The organism is Clostridium sp. AF27-5AA (assembly GCF_003478415.1).
Taxonomy (GTDB): domain Bacteria; phylum Bacillota; class Clostridia; order Lachnospirales; family Lachnospiraceae; genus Otoolea; species Otoolea fessa.
Genome location: NZ_QUFH01000012.1, coordinates 1 through 24,168, shown reverse-complemented (window position 1 = coordinate 24,168; position 24,168 = coordinate 1). Strand labels below are relative to the sequence as shown.

Sequence of the window (24,168 nt, the reverse complement as noted above, 5' to 3'; positions counted from 1 at the left end):
CTTATCACATCTTATTCCCATTCCGTCCAAATTTCTTTTTCTTTACACGGGACCGGAAAAATGGAAACCGCCCTGGCGCAGCCGCTGCTGCTTCCGCTCGCCCCTGGTTTTCCCGCTGATACGCGCGGATGACCTCGTCGAGGCGCTTGAAGCGCTCTTCCTCCCGCTCATCAGAGACCCGCATCAGGTATTCCAGCTCCTTCATCAATTTATCATGCACCAGATAGCTAACATCCTGGCTCAGTTTTTCACTGTTTTCCTCGATCGCGCGCCCGATGACCTGGTTCATGATCTCCTGAAACTGGCGCATTTTCTCCCCCGCCAGAGGCTGGGAAACCTCTGCCTGCGGCAGTTCTGTTTCCTTGTTTTCTACCTCTGTATTTTTTTTCATTTCCATATTTTCCTGCCTGCTCATGTTACGCTCTCCTGTTCCCGTTTCCCGGAAAACCGCCTGTGCCTGCGCTTCCAAAAGCGCTTCCGGTTCTGTTTTCTGATTTTCTTCCACTTTTCCGAGGATTCCCCGTATGGCTTTCAACTGGTACCCCTGTTCCTTCAACTGCTTGATCTGACGGAACAGCTGGATATGAAACTCCGTATAGTACCGATGCCCCAGTTCATTTCTCGGAATCGGAAGCCCCAGCTCGTCCTCCCAGTACCGGAGCACGTGAGCCTCCACCTGCACCTGTCTGGAAGCATCCGAAATCAGGTAATGCTTGTTCTTATTCATTCTGCTTGTCCTCCCCGGTACCTTACTACTACTATATGCGGGGTTCAAACTAAATATGAATAGCATTTACATAAAAAACCAGTTCCGGAACTCCTTCACCATCGATCGGAACGATTACCATATCGTAGCTAAATGCCAGCTCGCTGACGGTAGAAGGCGAATGAATGACATAAATAAAAAGAGGGGATTAAATTTCCCCTCTCCATTCTACAGCTTCTTCTCAAAGCACCAGTAATCATGCCCCTGCAGCACATACTCACCGACCTTCTCAAAGGCCAGCTTCGCGTATGACCGCAGCGCTTTCACATTATCCTTCGCCACCAGCATATGGGCACTCTTGCAGCCGCGTCTTCTAAGTTCCTCCATCGCGCCTGCCAGAAGCTCGCGTGCGATGCCTCGGTTCTGGTACTTCTCCGCCACACCCAGTCTGGAAATTTCTGCCGACGGCTGCAGCTCTTCCGACCAGCACGGAATCGATTCCACCTCCGGATCATCATCGATCGAAACCAGCCCCGCGATCTCCCCCGACACATCATCCCGGATACAAAAAAGCGAATCCCTGGAAAAATCCGACTGAAGCTCCGGCTCCCCTGGATAGATGTCCGTCCAGGCACAAAACTCGGTTCCAGCTAAGGCACGGTAAAAATGGCGGACGGTGTCCAGATCCGATTCTTTTATCAATTCAAACATTTCTCATATTCCTTTTTACATAATAATCTTTTATCAATCATATATTTATCCGGTCCCGTCCCTTACACGATTCTATCGTTATTTCGCCAAATTCGCAAACTTCGTCAGCTCCGGTCTCCACATCAGCTGCACCGTTCCAATCGGACCATTACGCTGTTTGGCAATGATTACCTCCGCGATATTCGGCGTATCCGTATCCTTGTTGTAATAATCATCACGGTACAAAAACATAACCACATCGGCATCCTGCTCAATCGCACCAGACTCACGCAGATCCGAAAGCATCGGGCGGTGGTCCGGACGTGTCTCGCAGGCACGGGAAAGCTGCGACAGGGAGATAACCGGCGCATTCAGCTCTCGCGCCAGCGCCTTTAGTGAACGGGAAATCTCCGAGATCTCCTGCTGGCGGTTCTCTCCGCTCTTTCCGCTGCCGCTCATCAGCTGTAAATAGTCGATAATGACAAGGCTTAAACCGTACTCCAGCTTCACCTTGCGGCATTTCGAGCGCAGCTCCGAGATCGAGATACCCGGCGTATCATCGATGATCAGCTTGGAACTTCCGATCGTGCCGATGCCTTCCACAACGGCATCCCAGTCGGAATCCGTCAGCGTACCGGTACGCAGCTTCTGGGAATCGACATTCGACTCCATCGAAAGCATACGGTTGACCAGCTGTTCCTTCGACATTTCCAGGCTGAATACCATGCACGGAAGCCCTTTTTTGACCGCCACATGCTCGACAACATTCAGAACAAACGCCGTCTTACCCATCGAAGGACGCGCCGCAATCAAAATAAAATCGGACGGCTGGAATCCCGACGTCCGGTAATCCAGATCGATAAATCCGGTCGGAATACCCGTGACGGTGCTGTTGCTCTTCGACGCCGCCTCAATCTTTTCCAGAACATTCAACGCCACCTGCCGGATCGGCACAAACTCTCCGCCTCCGCGGCTCTGGAGCAGGTCAAACACCGATTTCTCCGTGTGCGCCAGAATATCCTCCAGCTTGTCCCTTCCGCCGTAACAGAGGTTTTCAATCTCCTCATTCACTTTTATCAAACGGCGCAGGACTGCCTTTTCCCGCACGATATTGGCATACGATTTGACATTGACCGAGGTCGGCACAGATGTCATGATATCCCGGACAAAGTCCAGGCTGCTGACCTCCGGCGGAACATCTTTTTCGCGCAGCCGATTTTGAAGCGTCACCAGATCGACCGGCTTTCCTTCATTGAAAAGCTCGACCATCGACTCAAACATGACGCCGTACTGGTGCTGGTAAAAATCGGCGCCTGTGATAATCTCAGACGCCGCGATAATTGCTTCCCGATCCATAAGCATGGATCCGATGACTGACTGTTCCGCCTCTACACTGTGCGGGAGAACCCGCTTTATCAGGGCTTCATCCATGATTCAGTCCTCCATATTAAGCTTCTACAACCTTTACTGCCAGTTTTCCGGTTACTTCTTTGTGAAGCTTGATCGGAACTTCGTGTGTGCCAAAGGTCTTAATCGGCTCCGGCAGAACCAGTTTCTTCTTGTCAATATCCAGATTTAACTGATCTTTGATCGCCTTTGCAATCTCCTTGGAAGAAACAGAGCCAAATGCTTTTCCGCCCTCGCCTGCCTTGATGGACAGGGTGATGGACTTATCCTCCAGATGTTTTGCCAGATCCTTCGCTGCTGCCAGATGCTCTGCCGCGATCTTCGCCTCATTTGCCTTCTGCAGCTTCAGATCATTTAAGTTCTTCGGTGTTGCCTCGATTCCCAGTTTCTTTGTCAGAATAAAGTTGCGTCCATAGCCGTCGCTTACCTTTACAATCTGACCTTTTTTGCCAAGTGCCTTTACATCCTCTAATAATACAACTTCCATCGTTATATTTCTCCTTTCTCCATCATATCCGTAATGAGATCTTTTAATTTCTCTCTGGCTTCATCGATCGTCGCACCCTTAAGCTGTGCGCCCGCAATCGTGCGGTGTCCGCCGCCGCCTAAGCGCTCCATGATAATCTGCACGTTGATCTCATCGATCGAACGCGCGCTGAAATAGATCGTGTCGCCCATCTGCGTCAGGATAAATGACGCCTTGATGCCTACAATATCCAGCAGCTCATTTGCCGCCTGTGCGCCAACCACGGTAGGACTTTCAAGTCCTTCGGACGGACACACGGAAATCGCAAATGCGCCGTGATAAATCTCTGCTTTCTGGATCGCCTCAGCTCTCGCCCGGTAGTCCTCCAGCCGGTCGCGGAACAGCTTTCTCACACGCACGACATCCGCGCCGTTTCTACGCAGGAACGCCGCCGCCTCGAAGGTGCGGACACCTGCCTGGTTCATGAAATTGTTTGTGTCAATCACGATACCGGCGTACATCGCATCCGCCTCCGCCGGCTTGATCTTGATGCCGTCGTCGCCGATGTACTGCAATACCTCGGCTACCATCTCACACGCCGAAGACGCATACGGCTCGACATAAGATAACACCGCATTGTCGATGATCTCGCTGCTCTGGCGGTGATGGTCGAGCACCACGATCGTTTTGATCTGCTTGAGCAATTCCGGTGCCTCCGTGATACTCGGGCGGTTGACATCAACCACAACTAACATCGTGTTGGAATCCGCCCACTCTGCCGCTTCCTCGCCGGTTAAGAACAGATCCTCCGGGTAATCAGAGCTGTTTTCAAACCGCGCCATCATCGGTTTCACGGAAGAATTGACCCCATTGATGACGATCCGCGCCTTTTTATTAAAAGAGGTCGCAATCCGCCAGATACCAATCGCCGCGCCAAAGGAATCCGTATCGCCGATCTTGTGTCCCATGATCAACATCTTATCCTTCGTATCCATCAGCTCGCGCATCGCATGCGCTTTGACACGCGCCTTGACACGGGTCGTTTTTTCCAGCTGCTGCGATTTGCCGCCGTAATAGCGGATCTTCGTGCCATCCTTGACAACCGCCTGATCGCCGCCGCGTCCCAGCGCCATATCAATCGCCGTTCTCGCATACTCATAGTTGCGGATGTAGCTGTCTCCATTCATACCCATACCGATACTCAGCGTGACAGCCATATCATTTCCGATATTAACCGTCTTGACATCCTCCAGGATCGAAAAGCGGCTCTCCTGAATCTCTTTCGTGTACTGCTGCTTGATCACAAACAGATACTTGTCATTTTCCAGCTTCTTGACGATACCTTCCATCGCCATAAAATACTTCGTAATTTTCCGGTCAATCAGGGCAACCAGCAGGGAACGGCGTACCTCCTCGACACTCTCCAGCGCCTCGTCGTAGTTGTCGAGATAGATAAGTCCCGCCACCAGACGCTGGTTGTTGATCTGCTGCTTGCAGCGCAGAATCTCCGTCTCATCGCAGAGATACAGCACTAAAAGCATCTCACCGCTGTCCTCGTCCACCGCGCCAAGCTTCATACCTTCCGTCTCGCTCAGCGCCACCTGCTGGATATCGATCCGGTAAAATCTGCCGTCAAATGAAGAATGAACGCTCGTTTTTTCGTCCATCTCATCCAAAAATTCCCGCGTCAGTTCCGGAAAGACCGCCGCGATATTCTTACGGCAGTTTTTATCTTCCCCGACGATCTCCGAAAAGGAGTGGTTCAACCAGAGGAAATGTCCCTCTGTGTCCGCGATGGCATACGGCACCGCCATCTCATAGAGGAGCTGTTTCTGCACCCACGCATACTCCGCCGAAAACTCCACCAGTCCGCCCATCAGACGTTTTCTCCGGTATATGAACAGCCAGAGTGCCACCAGCACATATATAACCGTAAATCCGGACATCACAAGACCGGCAGCCGGGCTCACAATCCCAACTGCCAGGTTCGCCGCCAACAGGAATACCGACAGTATGATCGGCCACTGCAGATACGTCCGCAGCTGACCTCGTATTTTCATATTTTCTTTCATCTCATTCTCCCGTGCATACAATGTTGCTGTCCATGTGCCGGTTTTCAAAATACCTGCCATGAGCAGTAACGATAAAGCAACCAAAATGACTTGATGCCCCTTATTATAGCATAGTGAGGGGGATTCGTCCAGACAATCCCCCCATTGACAAACCAGAGCCGCCGTGCTAGTTATTGTGCACGCATACGTGCCCAGTAACCTGCGCTCGTATATCTTTTACGAAATGCTTTAGTCTCGGCTATAAAGTTGGTCGAGCTAGTAATAAGACACAAAAATAACCGCCCCGGTCCTGCAAACTTGAGCGGTTATTTTTAACTTATCATTTAAGGGTCCAACCGTCTATCGGTGAGATCCTTTATATATAGATAACATAACTACAAAAAATTTCAATCATCTTCTTTGCATTTGTTATCTTAGATATCCTCATATCGACTGCATGAAACTATAAATGCCACTCTTCTTTTACTTCACCGCCTGGCAAATCAACTCCACGCACTTCTCAATTCCCAAATCTCCACTGTTCAGCATCAGATCATAGTTGTCTCTGTCGCCCCAGCGTTGATTCGTATAGTTTTCATAGTAGATCCGACGGCGTTTGTCGGTCTGGTGCATAAATTCATCAATATGCTCTTCCAGATCCCCGTACTCATCAATCGCGCGGCGAAGCCGGATATCACGATCCGCATAAACAAAGACACGCAGTACATCCGGACGGCTTTTCAGAATATAATCGGCACATCTGCCGATGAATACGCAGCTTCCGCGCTTTGCCGCCTCCTCGATCGCCTTCTTCTGCGCCACATAGATCTGCTCTGTCAATGGCAGTTCACTGAGCTTCGGCTCCTTCGGATAGGAAAGTCCATACAAAGTTCCCATCGCGAAATTGTAAAGCAGACTATTTGTCAGGCGCTGCTCACGATCCGCAATAATTTCCGCCGGAAAACCGATCTCCTTCGCAGCAGCATCGATCAATTCCTTATCATAAAATTCCATTCCCAGTTTTTTAGCCGCTGCCAGACCAATCTCACGACCTCCGCTTCCATATTCACGACTGATAGTGATAATCTTTTTCTCCATACAACTGCCTCCTCCCTGTTCCTCCGGAACTCCCTCTTTTTTCTGTCTTTAGTATAACATATGCCTCAAAATTGTTCAAGTTTAGTCGCATATTCTTCTTATTTTTCTGTATCTTATTCCATATATGTAATTATTTCTGTTTTCTTTTGCTTTTATTTTTCTCTTTTCTTCTTACTTTCTATAAAATTTCAACTAACTTCTTCGTTTCATTCACAAAAAAAATGGGTGAAAGCGTTTTATGTATTCCACCTTCACCCATCTGACCTTCATTTTAAATTATCATTTTATCTAAACTGTCGTTTTTACCGTCAAACACTTTTTAGTCTCCTAACCGGTAAATTTCCCGGCGCAGCTTCGGTCCGATCAAAACTGTGAAAATGATTTTGACTGCATCGCCCGGCAGATACGGGATAACGCCCACACCCAGTCCGGCTACAAAGGTCATGTTAAGCTGACCTGCCAGCCATACCGTTCCGAAAATATAGCAAATTGCCAGTCCCAATACCATGCCTACGATATGCAGGGCTACTTTGCCCGGAAAATGATCTACGAAAAATCCAACAATCAGCGCCATCAGGATAAATCCGACGAGATAGCCGCCGGTCGGTCCTGCCAGTTTACCGACTCCTGCCGTAAATCCGGAAAATACCGGAATGCCCACCATGCCAAGCAGCATATAAATCAGGTAACTGATCGTGCAAGCTTTCATTCCCAGCACATATGCCGCCAGATAAATAGCAAGGTTTGTAAAGGAAATCGGAACCGGGCTGAATGGAAGCGGAATCGAGAGCGGTCCCAGAATACAGGTTATCGCCGTCATCACGCCAATCAGCGCCATCCGTTTGGTTGTAAAGTAAGGTCTGTGCTCCGCTTCTGCAGAAAGTATTTTACTCATGATATGGATACTCCTTTTTTATAATGTGAAACCCATAGCCGCCAACATCTCCTGGTCCTCGCTGATGCGGTTTCCGGAAGTTGTCAGCATATCTCCGGTGATGGCTGCATTCGCGCCGGAGCGGAATGCCCGTTCGCCGGAATGTTCCATTGAATTTCGTCCTGCTGCCAGACGGACCATCGCAGTCGGATTGATATAGCGGAAAATAGCAATCGTCCGCAGGATCTCATTCTCCGAAAGCGCTGCCTGATGTTCCAGCGGCGTGCCCGGAATCGGACGCAGGATATTGATCGGAATTGACTTGATTCCAAGCTCGCTCAGCGTGATTGCCATGTCGATCCGGTCTTCCCAGGTTTCTCCCATGCCGATGATACCGCCGGAACAAACGGAAAGTCCCGCCGCCTGCGCACGCCGGATGACCTCCAGCTTGTCCTCAAATGTATGTGTGGTACAGATATTCGGGAAATTTCTCCGGGAAGTCTCAATATTAGCATGATACCGTCCCACGCCCGCCTCTTTCAGACGGTTGAAATCTTCCTGTGACAGAAGTCCGTGGGAGGCGCAGAGCTCTACCTTGCATTCCTTCTTCATAGCGCGGTATGCCCGAAGCGCCTTCTCCATTTCCGCTCCCGTCAGCGCACGTCCCGCCGTCACGATGGAGTAACGATGTACTTTCTTTGCCTCATGACGCTTGCAGTCCTCCAGAATCTCCTCTGGCTCCAGAAATGGATATTCTTCCACCTTCGTATGATGACAGGCTGACTGCGCGCAAAACTTGCAGTCCTCGCCGCAGCGTCCGCTTCGTCCATTAATGATAGAACACAGATCCACATGGTTTCCGCAGAGCTCCTTCCGGATTTTATCAGCTCCCGCACAAAGCTCATCCAGATCCTCACTCAATAAAAAGCTTAAATCCTCGCCCCGTTTCAGACGGCGTCCCTTTATAATCTCTTCTGCCAGTTGTAAACTCATATCTTCTACTCCTTATCAAAATCAAAACACTTTTTCTTTAGTTATCCTTCGGTCAAACTCAAAAATATCCCATTTTTCTCATTTAGCTAACTTTCGCTATTATAAACCGTTGATTTTTAAATGTCAACATACCAGATTAATATAGTTTACATTCTGGCATCTGCGAAATCTAAAAACTGCTTCACGCGAGTGCACATCCTCGCGGAGCGTTTTTTCATAGGACGCAATTTCTTATGAAAAAAGCTGCTGTCCGACAGGCATTTCCATCGTCCAGCAACTTTATCCGCCTTTATTTCTAAATTTCTAATTATTTACGCTCTTTCCGTTCATTTCTCCGCCCAAATTTCCTACCTGACCGGCTCCAGTGCCCCCATGCTCCGTTTCAAAATTCCCTTCATATAGGCAATCAAAATCCCATAATTGGTCATCGGGATCTCCTGATCGGCAGCGCTGCGAAGACGGCTCTTCATCTCCCGCGCATTCAGCATACAGCCGCCGCAATGAACGATCAGCTTATAGCCGGACACATCCTCCGGAAATTCCGTCCCCGACGTAAAATGAAACTCCGGCGCTTTTCCCGTGTACTGGCTGATCCAGTCCGGCAGCTTCTCCGTGCCGATGTCACCGCACTGGCGATGATGTGTACAGCCCTCGGAAATAAGGATCGGATCTCCGTCCTGTATCATTTCCAGCGCTTTTGCGCCCTCTGCCGCCTGTTTCAGATCCCCCTTATACCGCGCAAACAAAATGGAAAAGGAAGTCAGACGCACCTGCGGCGGCGTCAGCCGGTCTACCAGCGGAAATACCTGGCTGTCCGTGATTACCAATGCCGGATCTTCTTTCAATTTTGCAAACGTCTCCGAAAGTTCACTTTCCCGGCAGACAAACGGCATCGCACCGATGTCCAGCAGATCCCGGATGACCTGCTGCTGCGGCAGAATCAGCCGCCCCTTCGGCGCCGCCTTGTCAATCGGAACAACCAGAATTACCGTATCAAACGGTTTTACTAGATCAGCAGCCAGCCGTTTTTCATCCGTCTCCTGTGACGTAAGACGTGCCATTTGCTCTTTTAACTGCTGGATTCCTTCTCTCGTCCGGGCACTCACATAGGCGGTATGTTCCACAACCGGTTCCTGTTCCGATTTTCCCGTCAGCAAATCCATCTTATTGTAAACCACCAGATACGGGATTTCCTTCTTCTCAAACAGCCGGATCATCTCTTCTTCCCAGCTGCTGATTCCTTCCACCGCATCCACCACCAGGACTGCCAGATCCGCCTTATTTAAGACTTGACGAGTCTTGCCAACTCTCTTTAAGCCCAGCTCGCCCTCATCGTCGATTCCAGGCGTGTCGATGATAACCACCGGACCGAGCGGCAGAAGCTCCATCGATTTATAGACCGGATCGGTCGTCGTCCCCCGGATGTCCGACACAATCGCCAGCTCCTGCCCGGTCACCGCATTGACCAGACTCGATTTTCCCGCATTTCTCCGTCCAAAAAACGCGATATGTACCCGCTCGCCGGACGGCGTCTCATTCATTCCCATTTTGATCCTCCTGATTTAGTTAAAACCTGAAATCCCGCTGCCCCTTTTCAATTTCAACCAGATTTTTTCTCACGATCTCCTGCACTTTTTCTTTCGGAATCGAACCGATCTCCGCCTGAATCAGCTTCTCTCCAATCTCTTTCGTCCCCGGCGCCGCATAATCCTCCAGATACTCCTTGAGCGTCATCAGCGCATTCGGATGACAACAGTTCTGAATCTGCCCGCTCTTGCACAGGCTCATAAATCGGTCGCCCGTCCGTCCTTCCCGGTAGCACGCCGTACAGAAGCTTGGGATATAGCCTAATTCCATCAGCCAGCGGACCACCTGGTCGAGTGTCCGGTTGTCGCTCACATCGAACTGCGCCGAATTTTCCTCCTCCGGCTCTTCCTCTGCATATCCGCCGACACTGGTGCGGGAACCGCCGCTGATCTGCGATACGCCCAGCCGCAGCACCCGCTCCCGACAGGCTTTGCTCTCTCTTGTTGAGATAATCATGCCCGTGTACGGAACTGCCACCCGGATGCAGGCTACGATCTTCTCAAAAATATCGTCGCTGATGCCGTTGTCAAAGGTCGATGGGTCGATATCGTCCGCCCGGCGGATGCGCGGCACACTGATGGTGTGCGGACCAACACCAAAAACTGCCTCCAGATGTTCCGCGTGCATCAAAAGTCCTGCAAATTCATACCGGTACAACTCCAGACCAAATAAAACGCCGATTCCTACATCGTCGATACCGCCCTCCATCGCGCGGTCCATCGCCTCCGTGTGATAACAGTAATTGTGCTTTGGTCCCGTCGGGTGCAGGCGCTCATAGCTCTCCTTATGGTACGTCTCCTGGAACAGGATGTACGTTCCGATTCCCGCCTCTTTCAGCTTCCGGTAATTCTCCACCGTCGTCGCCGCAATATTGACATTGACCCGGCGGATCGCCCCGTTTTTATGCTTGATACTGTAAATTGTCTTGATACTGTCCAGCACATATTCAATCGGATTGTTAACCGGATCCTCGCCCGTCTCCAGCGCCAGACGTTTATGTCCCATATCCTGAAGCGCAATTACCTCCCGCCGGATTTCCTCCTGCGTCAGCTTCTTTCTGGCAATGTGCTTGTTTTTCATGTGGTATGGACAGTACACGCAGCCATTCACGCAGTAATTCGACAGATACAGCGGCGCAAACATGACGATCCGGTTTCCGTAGAAATCCTGCTTGATCTGGCGCGCCAGCTCAAAGATCTCCTCCACCTTTTCCGGGATCTCGCAGTCAAGAAGCACTGCCGCCTCGCGGTGGCTCAGCCCTTTTCGAAGCCGCGCCTTCGCCAGAATCTGGTCAATCAGTTCCACGTTGTTTTTGTTCTTCTCGGCATAGGAAAGAGTCTCTAAAATTTCCTCATGGTTGATAAATTCCTCTGCCTTTTGGGATGATGGGTTGTAATTGTAACTCATAGTTTCTTCTCCTTTTCTTACAGGTCAGGATGATAGCTGTCATGTTTTCCTCCGGAATTATCAATTTCAAAAATGCCAGCATGATCAGCCGTCCATCGCGTCCTTCCCCGTCAGTTTATTTATCTGTAAGCATTTTTCGATGCCAACAAACCAAATCGCAGGCTTTTACCCCTTATAATCTCCCCGGTCGATGACTACCTCGTACCCGATGCTTTCCATGCGCCTCTTCATGCAGTTGATGCACTCCGCCGCCTCGTCTCCCGTACAGATTTTATTGTCATAAAGCATATATTTGGCGCGCACCCCGACCGGAGACAGGTTCGGCATCACGACGTTTCCGCCTGCCAGAATCCCCAGTTCGCGTCCCATCGGATGAATCGTTCCGAGCGCTGTCGTCGCCGGAAGCAGCACTTTCGGCTTCAGCAGGCGAAGCAGCCCTAAAAGAAACAGTGTCTCTTCCAACGTTCCTGCTGCCTTCCCGCCAAACGGAGTGTCGTGCTGCGGAATAAACGGACCGATTCCCACCATTTCCGGATCCAGTTCTTCGATAAAACGCATATCTCCCGCCAGACAGCGCGCCGTCTGGTGCGGAGAACCGACCATAAAACCGCATCCGGTCTGATAACCAAGCGCCTTTAAATCACGCAGGCACTGCATCCGGTGTTCAAATGACATCTCTGCCGGATGCAGTCTCGCGTAATGGCACGCGTCCGCCGTCTCATGGCGCAGCAGATACCGGTCCGCCCCTGCCTCTTTCCAGCGTTTCAACGTATCATACTTCTTTTCTCCGAGCGACAAAGTAATCGCACAATCTGGGAATTCCGCCCGGATCGCCTGCACCATCTCCAGCACCCAGTCGTCCGTCATCGCCGGATCCTCACCGCCCTGCAAAACAAAGGTGCGGAATCCCAGCTGATAACCATTCTCACAGCAGGAAAGAATCTCCTCCCGACTCAGGCGGTACCGGCTTGCATTTCGATTGCTCCTTCGGATGCCGCAATAAAGACAGTCGTTTTTGCAATAATTGCTGCACTCAATGAGTCCCCGCACATACACCGCTTTTCCGTACTCTCTTTCCCGGATGCAGCGCGCTTTTTCAAAGAGGTAGTCCGCCAGCTCCGGTGAACGTCCCTCGATCAGACTGACCCACTCATCCTCCGTCAGGGACTCCCCCGCTTCCAGACGGTCAATCAATCTCTTTAATTCTGTAATCGTTTCTATCTGTTCAGCGCCTGTACGGACCGCCTCCCGCCACCAGTCAGACGGTCGAAGTCCCGCGCGTGTAAAATCTGCCATTCCGCCACCTCGTTTTCATTCCTGTGCTTCCGGTGCCTTCGAATACAGCGCCTTCGAAGAAATCCCCCGCAGCATCCCCAACTTCCCGGACAGCGCACTGATCACATCACCCGGCGCGTCAATCACGACGCTGATAATATTCACGTTCCGTTTGTGGTAAGGAATCCCCATCCGCCCTACGATATACTGCCCGTACTGGTGCAGCACCTTATTCAACTCTTCCGTATCTCCCGTCTGATCGACCACAATACCGATCACGGCAACTCTTGATTCTGTCTCCATGTTTTTCCCTCATATCTTCCTGTTTATCTGTCCAAATTTTTCTCTACAATAGATACCATTTCAAATATCTCTGCTAAAAACCATGCTGCGATCCTGTCCTGCAAAATCTTCCATCCACAGGCACCACTTTTTCCAGACCCGCCTTTCTATAAAGCAAATGGATCAAAAAGAGCCCGCGTAGACGCGGACTCCATCCATCTCAAAAAGGGTATACGAATCTCCATGAACCGCTCCCCTTTCCTTCAAGACCCGTCTCAAACGTCAGCATCGCTTTTCACCACTTCCAGCATCGCCGGAACACTCGATTATTTCTGTTCCATTCCTTTTTGAAAGGTATCTACTGCCTCGCAAATCGGAATACTTGATAAAAGCGTATCACATTTACTGTAAAATTGCAAATAACACTTATATGCTTCCCCATAAAATGCTTCCCCATAAAAAACGGGCGTCGCCGATTTTCCACTCCAAAACCAGCAACGCCCATCTTCCATTTTCCTAATTATTTCTTACAGAATCTTACCATACCGTCCCAAAAAGCTCTTCGTTCTCTCATTATCCGAAGCAAACACCTTCTCCGGCGCGCCCTCCTCGACGATGAGTCCGTCTGCCATGAAGATCACGCGGTGGGAAATATCTTTTGCAAACGCCATCTCATGGGTAACAATCACCATCGCGATGTGCAGATCCGCTAACGACTTAATAACCTTTAATACTTCTCCCGTCAGCTCCGGATCCAGTGCGGAGGTCGGCTCGTCGAAAAACAGAATCTTCGGATTCAGTGCCAATGCACGGGCGATCGCCACACGCTGGCATTGACCGCCGGAGAGCTGGTACGGATAATAGTCCTCCTTATCCTCCAGACCCATTTTTTTCAGAAGCTCGCGCGCCTCTTTATAAACCGTCTCCTTGTCGCGCTTCTGCACATGGATCGGCGCGTCTGTGATATTTTTCAGCACAGAATAGTGCGGAAACAGGTTAAAATTCTGGAATACCAGACCGTACTGGCTGCGGATCTCCTTCATGTCCTTCTTATCCGCATAGCTGACCTTGCCATCCGCGCCCGTCCAGGCTGCTCTCTTTCCTAAATATACGATCTCGCCGTGGTCCATCGTCTCCAGCATCGTCGCGCAGCGCAGAAGCGTCGATTTACCCGAGCCGGACGGTCCGATGATGGACACGATCTCGCCCTCGCTCACACTCAGTGAAATATCCTTTAAAACCGACAGATCGCCGAATGATTTTTCCACATGATTTAATTCTAACAGGTTCATTTTCCACATTCCTCCCGCTTCTATCGGTAATAATCCAGCTTTTTCTCAATCCATTCCATTGCAACTGCCACAACCAGATTGAAAATATAGTAAAAGACGGCTGCTGCCACAAACGGCATCATATTCGTCTGGGATGCCGCCAGCGCCTTGGCGATTGAGAACATCTCCGCCACGCTCAACGTAAACGCCAGAGACGTATCTTTTACCAGCGTGATGACCTCATTCGTCACCGACGGAAGAATCCGCTTGATTACCTGCGGCAGGATGATCTTGAAGAAGGTCTGTGCCTTTCCATAACCCAGAATCTCCGCTGCCTCATACTGTCCGACCGGCATCGACTGGATGCCGCTGCGGTAAATCTCGGCAAAATATGCCGCATAGTTAATGACAAAACCGATGAAGGTAGCCCACAGACGGTAACTGCTGCCGACTTTGATGCGGAACAGATAATACGGTCCAAAATACACCACCATGAGCTGTAGCATCAGCGGCGTGCCTCGCATAATCGAAATATATACTTTTACAATCGTCTGGATCAGCTTGTTCTTCGACATACGCCCGAACGCGATCACGAGTCCTAACGGAAGTGAAAATAGCAGTGTGATCACAAAAATCTGTGTGCTGACTGCCATACCACCCGCAAGCTGTGTAATCATCTGCTGGAGTGTCATCTTACCCATAATTATTCCATACCTGCTTTCTAAAATGTAGATTCGTTACTGTTCACGCATACGTGCCCGGTAACGGAATGTGCTGTGACTTCACAGTTAAACACATAAACCGCGAATGGGGACTGCCATGAAATCATTCACAGCCGTCCCTATTCCTATTATTTAATAATGTTTCGTTTTTACAATCAACGATTAATTACTATTTGCCGACGGTAGTTACGTCCTTGCTAAACCATTTCTCAGAAACTTCCTGTAAGGTTCCATCCTCTGCCATCTCTTCCAGAGTGCTCTGAACTTTATCTCTTAACTCGGTGTTGCCCTTCTTGAAGCCTACGCCGTATTCTTCCTCAGAAAGGGAATCGTCCAGAATCTTGAAATCAGCGTTTCTCTGCTGAATCTGATAACCAGCTACGATTACGTCCATCGCAATGGCATCAACGGCGCCCTGCTCCAGATCCATGAATGCGGTGTTGTAATCAGCGGTTGTCAGAAGCTCCTTGAAAGTAGCGGTCAGTTCCGGTGCCTCTTTTAAAGCTGCCTCTGCGGAAGAATCTGCCTGAACCTCTACGATCTTGCCTGCCAGATCCGCCTGGCTGTTGATATCCGAATCATTGGCTACGACAAATACCTGCTGGTTTGCCATGTACGGCTCAGTCCAGGTGTAATCATCCTCACGACCCGTCATCGTAAATCCATTCCAGATGCAGTCGATATTGCCGGACTCAAGCTCCATATCTTTAGAATCCCAGGCAATCGGCTGTGCCTTATATTCCAGACCCAGACGTTTTGCAACTTCCTGTGCCAGCTCCAGGTCAAATCCGGTGTACTCGCCGTCATCGCCTACAAATCCCATCGGCGGGAAATCCTGATCAAAACCAACAATCAGAGTGCCGCCGTCGGTTGTCTTCGCCTCTTCTGCGGTGGTTTCCTCTGCCTGGCTCTCAGCCGCCTCTGTGTCTGCTGCGGTTGTCTCTGCTGCGCTGTTGCTGCTGCCACATGCGGTCATGGAAAGTGCCATTACTGCAGCCAGCGCTGCGCTCACAAATCTCTTTTTCATAATTAGTGTCCTCCTCATTTTCAGACAGTGGAAGCCGTTCTCCCTTTGCCGGTTTCCGTCTCGCTTTTTAATATGCTACCATATTAGCATACTAAAGTGTTTTTGTAAAGCACTTATTTTCGAAATCTGTTTTTTTGTGTAATAGGGAATTCCATGGAATTTCCTATTATACAAAAAGGGATCCCACATGATCTCTCACATGGAATCCCAATCATTTTTATCCTCAATAATTGAGTGAAATTTGAGTAAAAATCTTCCTTTACCCTTAAAAAACTCTTATTTTACAAGGATTACTCGCAAACATACGGCATCAGGGACAGATGTCTTGCTCTCTTGATAGCTACAGTCAGAGCTCTCTGATGTTTAGCACAGTTGCCAGTGATACGTCTCGGAAGGATTTTTCCTCTCTCGGATACGTATCTCTTTAATTTATTTGTATCTTTGTAATCGATTTCGCCGTTCTTCTCGCCGCAGAATACACAAACTTTTTTTCTTCTACGCATACCGCCTCTTCTGATCTTGGAAGCGTCTGTTTTATCGCCTTTATTGAATGCCATTGGTCTTTCCTCCTTCACACACATCAGCCTGATGGCGCTCTCGCGCACTCCGTCCGCCGGGGGACCGATTCCCGAACCTAGTTGAACGGAAGGCCTTCGTCTTCTACTCCATCAGGAATATTCATGAATCCATCGCCGATTGCGCTGGACGGAGCCGGGCGCTCTGCCGGACGGTAACCGCCGTCGCTGTTGCCAGATGCCGCATTCTTGCTCTCTGCAAATTCCTGATCCTCTACAATCACTTCTGTCGTATATACTTTCTGGCCGTCACGATTGGTATAGCTGCCAGTCTGAATTCTTCCGGTTACTACGAGCTTGGTTCCCTGATGAAAATACTTCTCAGCGAATTCGCCTGCTCTGTCAAATGCAACACACGGAATGAAATCCGCTGTCTGTGCGCTGTCGTCTCCGTTTCCGCCTCTGCGGCCTCTGCGGTCTACTGCCAGCGTGTATCTGGCGATTGCCATAGCTCTCTCGCCCTGAGAGTATCTCACTTCCGGATCTCTCGTTAATCTGCCCATCAGAATTACTTTATTCATACGATCACTCTTTCTTTATCTACTCTTACGCATCCTGTCTTACGCATAAGTATCTGATAACCGGCTCCATGATGCGGATGTGGTTCTCCACCTCATTCGGGCATACGGAATCAGACTCGAAATGTACGAAGTAGTAGAATCCTTCTTTCATTTTCTGAATCTCGTAAGCAAGTCTCTTCTTGCCCCATTCATCAATGTCAGTTACTGTACCGCCGAAACGTGTGATGTAACCTGTTACTTTCTCCATCGCTGCGGCTCTCTCTTCGTCCTCGAGTTTTGCGCTAAGAACAACTGCTAATTCATATTTGTTCATGCTCTTTCTTACCTCCTTGTGGTCACTGACCCCCTGACTCCAGCAGGGAGTAAGGATTTTTGTGTTATATATTACCGAATATCTATGATACCAAAAAAGGAACGGCTTGGCAAGCACTTTTTCGAGATTTTCTATGTAAATTTTCTCGTTTTTTCCGGGCTTTCTGCCCCTTCTTACTGCATTCTTTTACTGACTGCCAGATCATGAAGCTGCCTGCATCTGTACGCCCACCCGCCGCTCTTATTCGGACTTCTCTCCCGCTTTTTTCAGTCCTCTGGTACTCTTTTCTACCAATGGTCGTGCCATCATCACCTGATGCCCGCAGCCGGCACATTTCAAACGGAAATCCGCGCCGACCCGCAGGATCTCCCACTCATGGCTGCCGCACGGGTGCGGCTTTTTGAGTTTTACAATATCTCCAACCTCGTATACCATTTCCTCTCTCCCCTGTTACTACCTTATACTCCGACCGCGTCCCCCAGCACCTTCCCAATGCTGTCGCTGATAACCAGATCCGCCTGACCATCGCGCGAGGTCGCTGATTTATTGATCAGAACCAGTTTATTTCCATGATAATAATCAATCAGCCCCGCTGCCGGGTACACCACCAGCGAGGTACCGCCGATGATCAGCATATCTGCCTTGCGGATATGGGCAATTGACCGCTCAATTACCTCATTGTCCAGTCCTTCCTCATACAGCACGACATCCGGCTTGATCACGCCGCCGCAGCCGCACTTCGGCACGCCCTTCATCTTCAAAATATCATCCAATCCGTAAAACCTGCCGCAGCGCGTACAATGGTTGCGGAGTACCGATCCGTGCAGCTCCAGCACCTCTTTGCTGCCTGCTGCCTGGTGCAGCCCGTCGATATTCTGGGTAATAACCGCTTTCAGCTTTCCTTCCTGCTCCAGCTTCGCCAGCGCCAGATGCGCCCGGTTCGGCTTTGCATTCGGGAACAGCATCTTATTGCGGTAAAACCGGTAAAATTCCTCTGGCTTTCTCATATAAAAGCTGTGGCTTAAAATCGTTTCCGGCGGATAGTCATACTCCTGATGGTACAGCCCGTCCGTGCTTCTAAAATCCGGGATATTGCTCTCGGTCGAAACACCCGCCCCGCCAAAAAATACAATATAATTTGACTCATTAATCCATTTTTTTAATATGTCTGTCTCTCCCATCTGACGCACTCTCCTCTCCTTTTTCTGAAAACATACTGTTTCTATTAGTTTACATAAAGTCAGCATATTTTCTATACTATACAATTACAGCACGCACTCTACACAATCTCATCCAGATACACGCCGTTCACCGTATCAACCTGTGCCAGAATCTCTGCCAGCTCCTTATTTTCAAACTGTCCGCCCCAGATTTCTTCCGCTTTCCGGCAGCCAAACAGCCAGCTTACCAGCTCTTCCGGCTTCGTCTCCAGCCATATGGAAACATTTTCCGTGCAGCCGCAGGTATCCGGCTCCGGTTTCCGCGCCTTCAGGCTGGAACCTGTCTCCCCAATCGTCCAGACAAATTCACCGTTGTTCATTTCCAGAATCGGATCGTTCATGCGGATGCCGAGTGTAAGCATACGTTTTTCTCCTCCCTGCTGCTCTGCCTGTTTTAAGCCAAATGCCGCCAGCAGCGCCCCGATATTCGTCAGGCGCGCCATATTCCACGGCTTCTCTCCTGTCTTGACCGTGTATGCGTCCTCCGCATACAAAAGCCGGTGTTCACGGACTTCCCAGCCCCAGTAGGCATCCAGACCAACCAGCCTGCCGTCCTGTTCCAGGAATTCCAGCGTGCCATTTTCGGAAGCCAGCTCCTTGATGAAACGGCTCATATACGCCGCATCCCGGCGCGTATACATCTCATACCGTGCTCCCAGCCACTGTTCCATATAGACAGCAGCCCGCCCGCAGTCCTCCGGCGTATCCTGGCACACCGTGCGCGTCAGCGTCTGTTTCGCCTCCTCGGTCAGCTCATAGAATGCCACATTTCCGATGAAGGTAAATCCCATCGGCGCATACACAGCCGGGTTGACTGGAACCAGATACGTGATCGGCTTTCCGGCTGCCTCCTCGTCGTGAAGCATTTTCACAAATACGTCCCGGAAATGTCCTTCGCGGCGGCGGCTCTCCTCGGTCGCCACCCCGACCAGATAATCGAGCTTCCAGAGGCGTCCACGCAGCTTCACCGCATACGGATTGTACTGCACCATCGAAATCAGAAGTCCATTATCCTTTTTCACCAGAATCTCGTTATCCTTCGTCTTTTCCTTATAATAATACTCGATAAAACTCTCCGAATCTTCCGGGAAACACATATGCCAGAGATGCTTCGTCTCGTCCTTATCCTCCGCGTCCAGATACGTCAGCACACTTCCCGCCGTCGTATTGGCGATCTGCTCCGCCCAGTGATAGCCCTTGCTGCCGTTTAACAGCTGTTCTACCAGATATTTGCGTGCATAATCCGCCGGATAATACGTCATTTTCGCCTTCCGGAGTCCCTCTAATCCCATATCGTCCTCGCGGTTGACCCACTCAGCCTCAGGAAATTCCTCTATCAGGAACTGTTGGTTGATAAACTGGTACAGACCGTTGATCTCCGGGTTTGCCTTCTCAATATGGATAACCGCCATATGTTCCACCGGATTGTAGCTTCCGATCGTAAATGCCTCCATCTGACCGTCGATATACACGCCGCCCATGTGGATGCTGAATTCTGAACAATTTTTCAGAATATCGTGAATGCCCTTTACCTCATAATCGAGATGTTCCTCGACCTCCTCGCCCTTCTGCTGTCTCCAGCGGTCCAGAAAAACCCAGACATCGTGGCTGTCCGAACAACACAGACGGCGGTACTCATAGCGCCCCTCATATTCGCGCTTAAATGCGTTGACGCGGTTTTTCTTCTTATGCAGTTTCTTTCCCGCCAGGGAACGCATCGCATCGCCGTTGTAGAGATAATCCCTCGAATCGACCTGCTCTTCCACCAGATATTTGTCCTCCGGCAGATTTAAATATTTCACTGCATACTCATCCGCCAGATTGATAACCAGCGGATATCCCAGTTCTTCATTAAAATACTCCTCAATCGCCGCAAACGCCCCTGGCAGGTCTTCCTCCCGGCACAGCGGCATCGCGGAAAAACAATGTCCTTCATTCTCCATCAGCCATAAAAGCGCCTTATTTTCCCAAATTGCATAACGGACATTATAATAATCTTTCCAGACATAGCTCTCCAGAAATACGCTGTCGCACGTCATATTGTGGCGCATCGCGTAAAACGGAAGCATCTCCTGGATACTGTTAACTTCAATTTTTTTAAACTCTAAACTCATGAAACCTCCTGTGTAAAATCAAAGTGGGTTTTATTTGCCTTCTCATATTATACCATAAATACTAAATTCAGCTATCGCCTTTGGCTCTGCTTCATTAAGTATTTAGATATGACTCGCACTAAGCTCGAAAACACCTCGCTAAGTGCTCATATTATACCACAAATTTCCTACTTAAAAACAAGGATTTTCTTCCCTTGACTCTATAATTATTGTAGACATTATAGTTATTTCTGATAAACTATACTCAGAAAATGATTTCTACGGCGTTTTCTTTCTGACGGCCGACGGCGGAGTCATCTATTTTTACCAGAAAGACGAGGATTTATTCATGGAAAAGAATCTCACCTCCGGCAGTGTGCTGAAAACAGTTATCTATTTTTCCCTGCCATACTTGTTATCTTATTTTTTGCAGACACTCTACGGCATGGCGGATCTGTTTATTATCGGGCAGTTTGGCGGTGTGGATGGGACGACGGCGGTCTCGGTCGGCAGTCAGGTCATGCATATGCTGACGGTTATGATCGTTGGTCTGGCGATGGGCGCAACGGTTCTCATCGGACGCGCGGTCGGCGCGGGTGACCGGAAGCTTGCGGCGCGCGGCATCGGTAACACGATTTCCTTATTTGCAGGTCTGTCCATTCTTCTGACCGGACTTCTGCTGACGACGGTTCACGGCATTATCAGGCTGCTGTCTGTCCCGGAGGAAGCGGTAAACGGCACCGCGGCATATCTGATGATCTGCTTTGCCGGCATCCCGTTCATCACCGCCTACAATATCATCAGCTCTATTTTCCGCGGCATGGGAGACTCCAAAAGTCCGATGTATTTCGTTGCAATCGCCTGTATTATCAATATTGCGCTTGATTACCTTTTAATGGGCGTGTTTTCGCTCGGTCCGTCCGGCGCGGCGCTCGGCACGACCCTGTCACAGATGTGCAGTGTCCTGATCGCCCTGGTCGTAATCATTAAAAAACGGATGTTTCCGGGTTTTCGTCTCCGTGACCTCCATCCACATAAGACTACCATAGCCTCCATCCTGCAGGTCGGAATCCCAGTTGCAGTTCAGGACGGCTTTATACAGGTTTCTTTTCTGGTTATTACCATGTTTGCCAACCAGCGCGGATTAAATGATGCGGCGGCGGTCGGAATCGTTGAAAAGCTGATCGGAATCCTGTTTCTGGTTCCATCCTCGCTTCTCTCCACGGTTTCCGCCCTCTCCGCTCAAAATCTGGGTGCCGGAAAACCTGAGCGTGCCCGTCAGACGCTGCGCTACGCGATCTGCATCACATTTTCTTTCGGGCTGATCATCGCAATCGCCATGCAGTTTGCTGCCGGTGCCGCCGTCTCCCTCTTTACTGATGAGGCAGAGGTTGTCCGGCTCGGAACCCAGTATATGAAGAGCTATGTGCTGGACTGCATGATCGCCGGTATCCATTTCTGCTGCAGCGGTTTCTTCTGCGCCTGCGGACTGTCCGGGCTGTCGTTCCTGCACAACTGCATCTCGATCGTGGTAGCGCGCATCCCGCTCGCATGGCTCGCATGCCGCTATTTCCCGGAAACACTGTATCCGATGGGACTCGCAGCGCCGATCGGATCTCTCATCTCCGTTGCCATCTGCCTGATTGCATTACGGTGGATTAGACGGCATCCGGAAAAGCTGGTTATGAATTTACATCCAGTTGAAACTGAATAAATGCTACATTCCCATCTGGATCTTGAAACTTCCATCCGCCAGTTCGACAAGTCTCAGACTGAAACAGCGGTCTGACCTGGAAAGGTCGGTGTCGGCATTTCGCCGGAAGCTCCCTCCATTCCGAGCACAGACAAAGGGCAGGAAACTACCTGCATGGTTGTCCACTTTCGCGGCAGCCATCAGGAAGCTCCTGCCCCATATAAAACTCTTCTGCAATTTATCCGGGAGCATTCTCTCCCCATCACCGGATTCTACCGTGAGATCACCCGCTTACTTTTCCCGCATCTCCAGCAGTCTCCATGCCTTCTTATTCTGGACTTCCAGCACGGAACCACAATATTCACACTTTTTCAACCCCAGCTTCTGAATCGGTGCACCGCAGTTTGGACAGATAAGCGAAACCGCTGCCCCTGCTGTTTTCGCATCCTCATAGACATATACCAGTTCCGTCTCATAAACCGTCTGAATCAGATTCGAATGCAGTTCTGACTGCATCTCAGGCATTTTCTCATATTCAGTCATTTCCTCATACTCGACCGCCGACTCACACAGAATCCGGCAGAGTCCTTTTTCCTTCTGATAGCGGCTGATGACCGTCCGGTGGATATGTACCTTCTGATACTCTTTTTCCAGTTTTTTTCTCAATTCTGTCTCGATCTGAGCCTTCCACTCGCTCCAGTTAAACTCCGGGAAATCTTTTGCAATCTGCGGCAGGCACAGCCGGTCCATTCCCGCCAGCGAACGCGGTTTGGATGCGTCTGGCTGCGTCAAATCACCTTCCGATAAATGCTTTGCCACATACCGAAGCACCTGTACCTCCGGCGTACTCGCCAGCTGCCGTATTTTCCTCTTTATTTTGCGGTAAATCCACCAGACAAGCGCTGCCGCAATCAAAATGCCAATGATCCACCCTATCGTTTCTGTCCGCACCGCTGCCTCTCTTTCTATGTTATTGCACACACGTGACCAGTAACTTTTCTTTATCTCTATTCACACGCATGGCATACCACAAGCTGATTTTGCCGCTCCCCCTTATTCCAGAACGGCAAAATCCGTGCATGATACTTAAACCTGATACTCCTTATTCCGCCTTGCTCGCAGCCTTGTCGCTCATCGCCTTTGAATTTACCATGATCCGCAGATGGGACCCTTCGCCGCATTTGCCCTTCTCATCGTTTACTTCAATATCAAACCACATTTTCCGGCGCTCAATGCTGCGGAGTTTTGCAGTCGCTGTTACCTTCATTCCCACCGGCGTCGGCGCCAGATGGCGGCAGTGAATCTCCGCTCCGACCGTCGTCTGTCCTTCCTCCAGATACGATTTCGCCAGTTCCAGCGCTGCCGCCTCCATCAGGGCCACCATATTCGGAGTAGACAAAATTTGGGAACCTGCGCTTCCGATTCGCTTTGCCGTCATCTCATCCGTTACTTCCCAGGTCAGGCTGTATTCCTGTAATTTTTCTGCCATTTTCGCTTCCTCCATATTATAAAATGATTTTGTCGCGGCTATTTAAAATGCCGTTTCGTGAATGATTCTATTATAGCAGAAGATGTGAAAATCGGATAGCGCCATCTTACTTCACAGCTAATCAAACAGTTAAAATTCCGAAAATTCTTGTAAAACAAAAAAAGGAACCATCTTTCGATGATTCCTCAGAGGCGACAACCAGATTTGAACTGGTGATCAGGGTGTTGCAGACCCACGCCTTACCACTTGGCTATGTCGCCATAAATGACCCCAACGAGATTCGAACTCGTGTTACCGCCGTGAAAGGGCGATGTCTTAACCGCTTGACCATGGGGCCAGATATTAAATTAAAACTCCCCGAGTAGGACTCGAACCTACGACAGCGCGGTTAACAGCCGCGTGCTCTAC

Annotated in this window: 25 protein-coding genes and 2 tRNA genes; 1 reads left to right on the top strand and 26 read right to left on the bottom strand. The window is 50.0% G+C overall.

Annotated features, from left to right (window positions below; translation table 11 throughout):
• Positions 1-4: 4 nt before the first annotated feature.
• The 21 genes from DWY89_RS11650 to DWY89_RS14835 form a co-directional block, all read right to left on the bottom strand.
• Positions 5-727: a helix-turn-helix domain-containing protein gene (locus DWY89_RS11650; protein ID WP_107001810.1), complete on the bottom strand. Its 723-nt coding sequence runs from the start codon at positions 725-727 to the stop codon at positions 5-7.
• Positions 728-934: 207 nt separating this feature from the next.
• A complete protein-coding gene (locus DWY89_RS11645) occupies positions 935-1,417 on the bottom strand; it encodes a GNAT family N-acetyltransferase (RefSeq protein ID WP_107001809.1) in 483 nt (160 codons plus the stop codon).
• A gap of 78 nt (positions 1,418-1,495) precedes the next feature.
• A complete protein-coding gene (gene dnaB / locus DWY89_RS11640; RefSeq protein ID WP_022358873.1) occupies positions 1,496-2,827 on the bottom strand; it encodes a replicative DNA helicase in 1,332 nt (443 codons plus the stop codon).
• Between the two features lie 16 nt (positions 2,828-2,843).
• A complete protein-coding gene (gene rplI, locus DWY89_RS11635; RefSeq protein ID WP_022358874.1) occupies positions 2,844-3,290 on the bottom strand; it encodes a 50S ribosomal protein L9 in 447 nt (148 codons plus the stop codon).
• 2 nt (positions 3,291-3,292) lie between these two features.
• On the bottom strand, positions 3,293-5,341 hold the full coding sequence (locus DWY89_RS11630) for a DHH family phosphoesterase (RefSeq protein WP_118469339.1): 2,049 nt from the start codon (positions 5,339-5,341) through the stop codon (positions 3,293-3,295).
• Between the two features lie 462 nt (positions 5,342-5,803).
• The gene (locus DWY89_RS11625) at positions 5,804-6,418 is read right to left on the bottom strand and encodes a cytidylate kinase-like family protein (RefSeq protein WP_118469340.1); all 615 of its coding nucleotides are present in this window, start codon (positions 6,416-6,418) and stop codon (positions 5,804-5,806) included.
• Positions 6,419-6,737: 319 nt separating this feature from the next.
• On the bottom strand, positions 6,738-7,313 hold the full coding sequence (locus tag DWY89_RS11620) for a biotin transporter BioY (protein ID WP_118469341.1): 576 nt from the start codon (positions 7,311-7,313) through the stop codon (positions 6,738-6,740).
• Positions 7,314-7,331: 18 nt separating this feature from the next.
• On the bottom strand, positions 7,332-8,285 hold the full coding sequence (gene bioB, locus DWY89_RS11615) for a biotin synthase BioB (RefSeq protein ID WP_118469342.1): 954 nt from the start codon (positions 8,283-8,285) through the stop codon (positions 7,332-7,334).
• 347 nt (positions 8,286-8,632) lie between these two features.
• Complete coding sequence (hydF, locus tag DWY89_RS11610; protein ID WP_118469343.1) at positions 8,633-9,832, bottom strand: [FeFe] hydrogenase H-cluster maturation GTPase HydF; 1,200 nt, start codon at positions 9,830-9,832, stop codon at positions 8,633-8,635.
• Positions 9,833-9,851: 19 nt separating this feature from the next.
• Entirely contained in the window at positions 9,852-11,279 is a 1,428-nt protein-coding gene (gene hydG / locus DWY89_RS11605) for a [FeFe] hydrogenase H-cluster radical SAM maturase HydG (protein WP_022358886.1), read from the bottom strand.
• 165 nt (positions 11,280-11,444) lie between these two features.
• A complete protein-coding gene (hydE, locus tag DWY89_RS11600; RefSeq protein WP_243015261.1) occupies positions 11,445-12,500 on the bottom strand; it encodes a [FeFe] hydrogenase H-cluster radical SAM maturase HydE in 1,056 nt (351 codons plus the stop codon).
• A gap of 90 nt (positions 12,501-12,590) precedes the next feature.
• A complete protein-coding gene (locus DWY89_RS11595; RefSeq protein WP_022358889.1) occupies positions 12,591-12,857 on the bottom strand; it encodes a TM1266 family iron-only hydrogenase system putative regulator in 267 nt (88 codons plus the stop codon).
• A 506-nt stretch (positions 12,858-13,363) separates the two neighbouring features.
• Positions 13,364-14,128: an amino acid ABC transporter ATP-binding protein gene (locus DWY89_RS11590; protein WP_022358890.1), complete on the bottom strand. Its 765-nt coding sequence runs from the start codon at positions 14,126-14,128 to the stop codon at positions 13,364-13,366.
• Between the two features lie 20 nt (positions 14,129-14,148).
• Entirely contained in the window at positions 14,149-14,799 is a 651-nt protein-coding gene (locus DWY89_RS11585; protein ID WP_333489850.1) for an amino acid ABC transporter permease, read from the bottom strand.
• A gap of 199 nt (positions 14,800-14,998) precedes the next feature.
• Entirely contained in the window at positions 14,999-15,856 is an 858-nt protein-coding gene (locus DWY89_RS11580; RefSeq protein ID WP_118293963.1) for an amino acid ABC transporter substrate-binding protein, read from the bottom strand.
• A 290-nt stretch (positions 15,857-16,146) separates the two neighbouring features.
• Positions 16,147-16,413: a 30S ribosomal protein S18 gene (gene rpsR / locus DWY89_RS11575; protein WP_022358893.1), complete on the bottom strand. Its 267-nt coding sequence runs from the start codon at positions 16,411-16,413 to the stop codon at positions 16,147-16,149.
• A 77-nt stretch (positions 16,414-16,490) separates the two neighbouring features.
• Entirely contained in the window at positions 16,491-16,952 is a 462-nt protein-coding gene (locus DWY89_RS11570) for a single-stranded DNA-binding protein (protein ID WP_022358894.1), read from the bottom strand.
• Positions 16,953-16,977: 25 nt separating this feature from the next.
• Positions 16,978-17,265, bottom strand: a complete 288-nt coding sequence (gene rpsF, locus DWY89_RS11565) for a 30S ribosomal protein S6 (RefSeq protein WP_107001800.1) — start codon at positions 17,263-17,265, stop codon at positions 16,978-16,980.
• 240 nt (positions 17,266-17,505) lie between these two features.
• Positions 17,506-17,700, bottom strand: coding sequence for a DUF951 domain-containing protein (locus DWY89_RS11560; RefSeq protein ID WP_022358896.1), 195 nt, complete (start codon positions 17,698-17,700; stop codon positions 17,506-17,508).
• 23 nt (positions 17,701-17,723) lie between these two features.
• Positions 17,724-18,446, bottom strand: a complete 723-nt coding sequence (locus DWY89_RS11555) for an NAD-dependent protein deacylase (RefSeq protein ID WP_118469346.1) — start codon at positions 18,444-18,446, stop codon at positions 17,724-17,726.
• 98 nt (positions 18,447-18,544) lie between these two features.
• Positions 18,545-20,599 (bottom strand): GNAT family N-acetyltransferase, encoded by a 2,055-nt coding sequence (locus tag DWY89_RS14835; protein ID WP_118469347.1) that lies wholly within the window; start codon positions 20,597-20,599, stop codon positions 18,545-18,547.
• A gap of 328 nt (positions 20,600-20,927) precedes the next feature.
• Between DWY89_RS14835 and DWY89_RS11545 the strand changes: the two genes are divergently transcribed.
• The gene (locus tag DWY89_RS11545; RefSeq protein WP_107001797.1) at positions 20,928-22,292 is read left to right on the top strand and encodes an MATE family efflux transporter; all 1,365 of its coding nucleotides are present in this window, start codon (positions 20,928-20,930) and stop codon (positions 22,290-22,292) included.
• Positions 22,293-22,295: 3 nt separating this feature from the next.
• On the opposite strand, the gene DWY89_RS14415 is transcribed toward DWY89_RS11545, so the two are convergent.
• The 5 genes from DWY89_RS14415 to DWY89_RS11520 all read right to left on the bottom strand — a co-directional run bounded on the left by DWY89_RS14415 (position 22,296) and on the right by DWY89_RS11520 (position 24,097).
• Positions 22,296-22,472, bottom strand: a complete 177-nt coding sequence (locus DWY89_RS14415; protein ID WP_182434580.1) for a hypothetical protein — start codon at positions 22,470-22,472, stop codon at positions 22,296-22,298.
• Positions 22,473-22,562: 90 nt separating this feature from the next.
• Positions 22,563-23,222, bottom strand: a complete 660-nt coding sequence (locus DWY89_RS11535; RefSeq protein WP_118523657.1) for a hypothetical protein — start codon at positions 23,220-23,222, stop codon at positions 22,563-22,565.
• A 151-nt stretch (positions 23,223-23,373) separates the two neighbouring features.
• Positions 23,374-23,760 (bottom strand): thioesterase family protein, encoded by a 387-nt coding sequence (locus DWY89_RS11530; protein WP_022358901.1) that lies wholly within the window; start codon positions 23,758-23,760, stop codon positions 23,374-23,376.
• A 189-nt stretch (positions 23,761-23,949) separates the two neighbouring features.
• Positions 23,950-24,020 (bottom strand) — tRNA-Cys (locus DWY89_RS11525).
• Positions 24,021-24,025: 5 nt separating this feature from the next.
• A tRNA-Glu gene (locus tag DWY89_RS11520) sits at positions 24,026-24,097 on the bottom strand.
• Positions 24,098-24,168 lie beyond the last annotated feature (71 nt).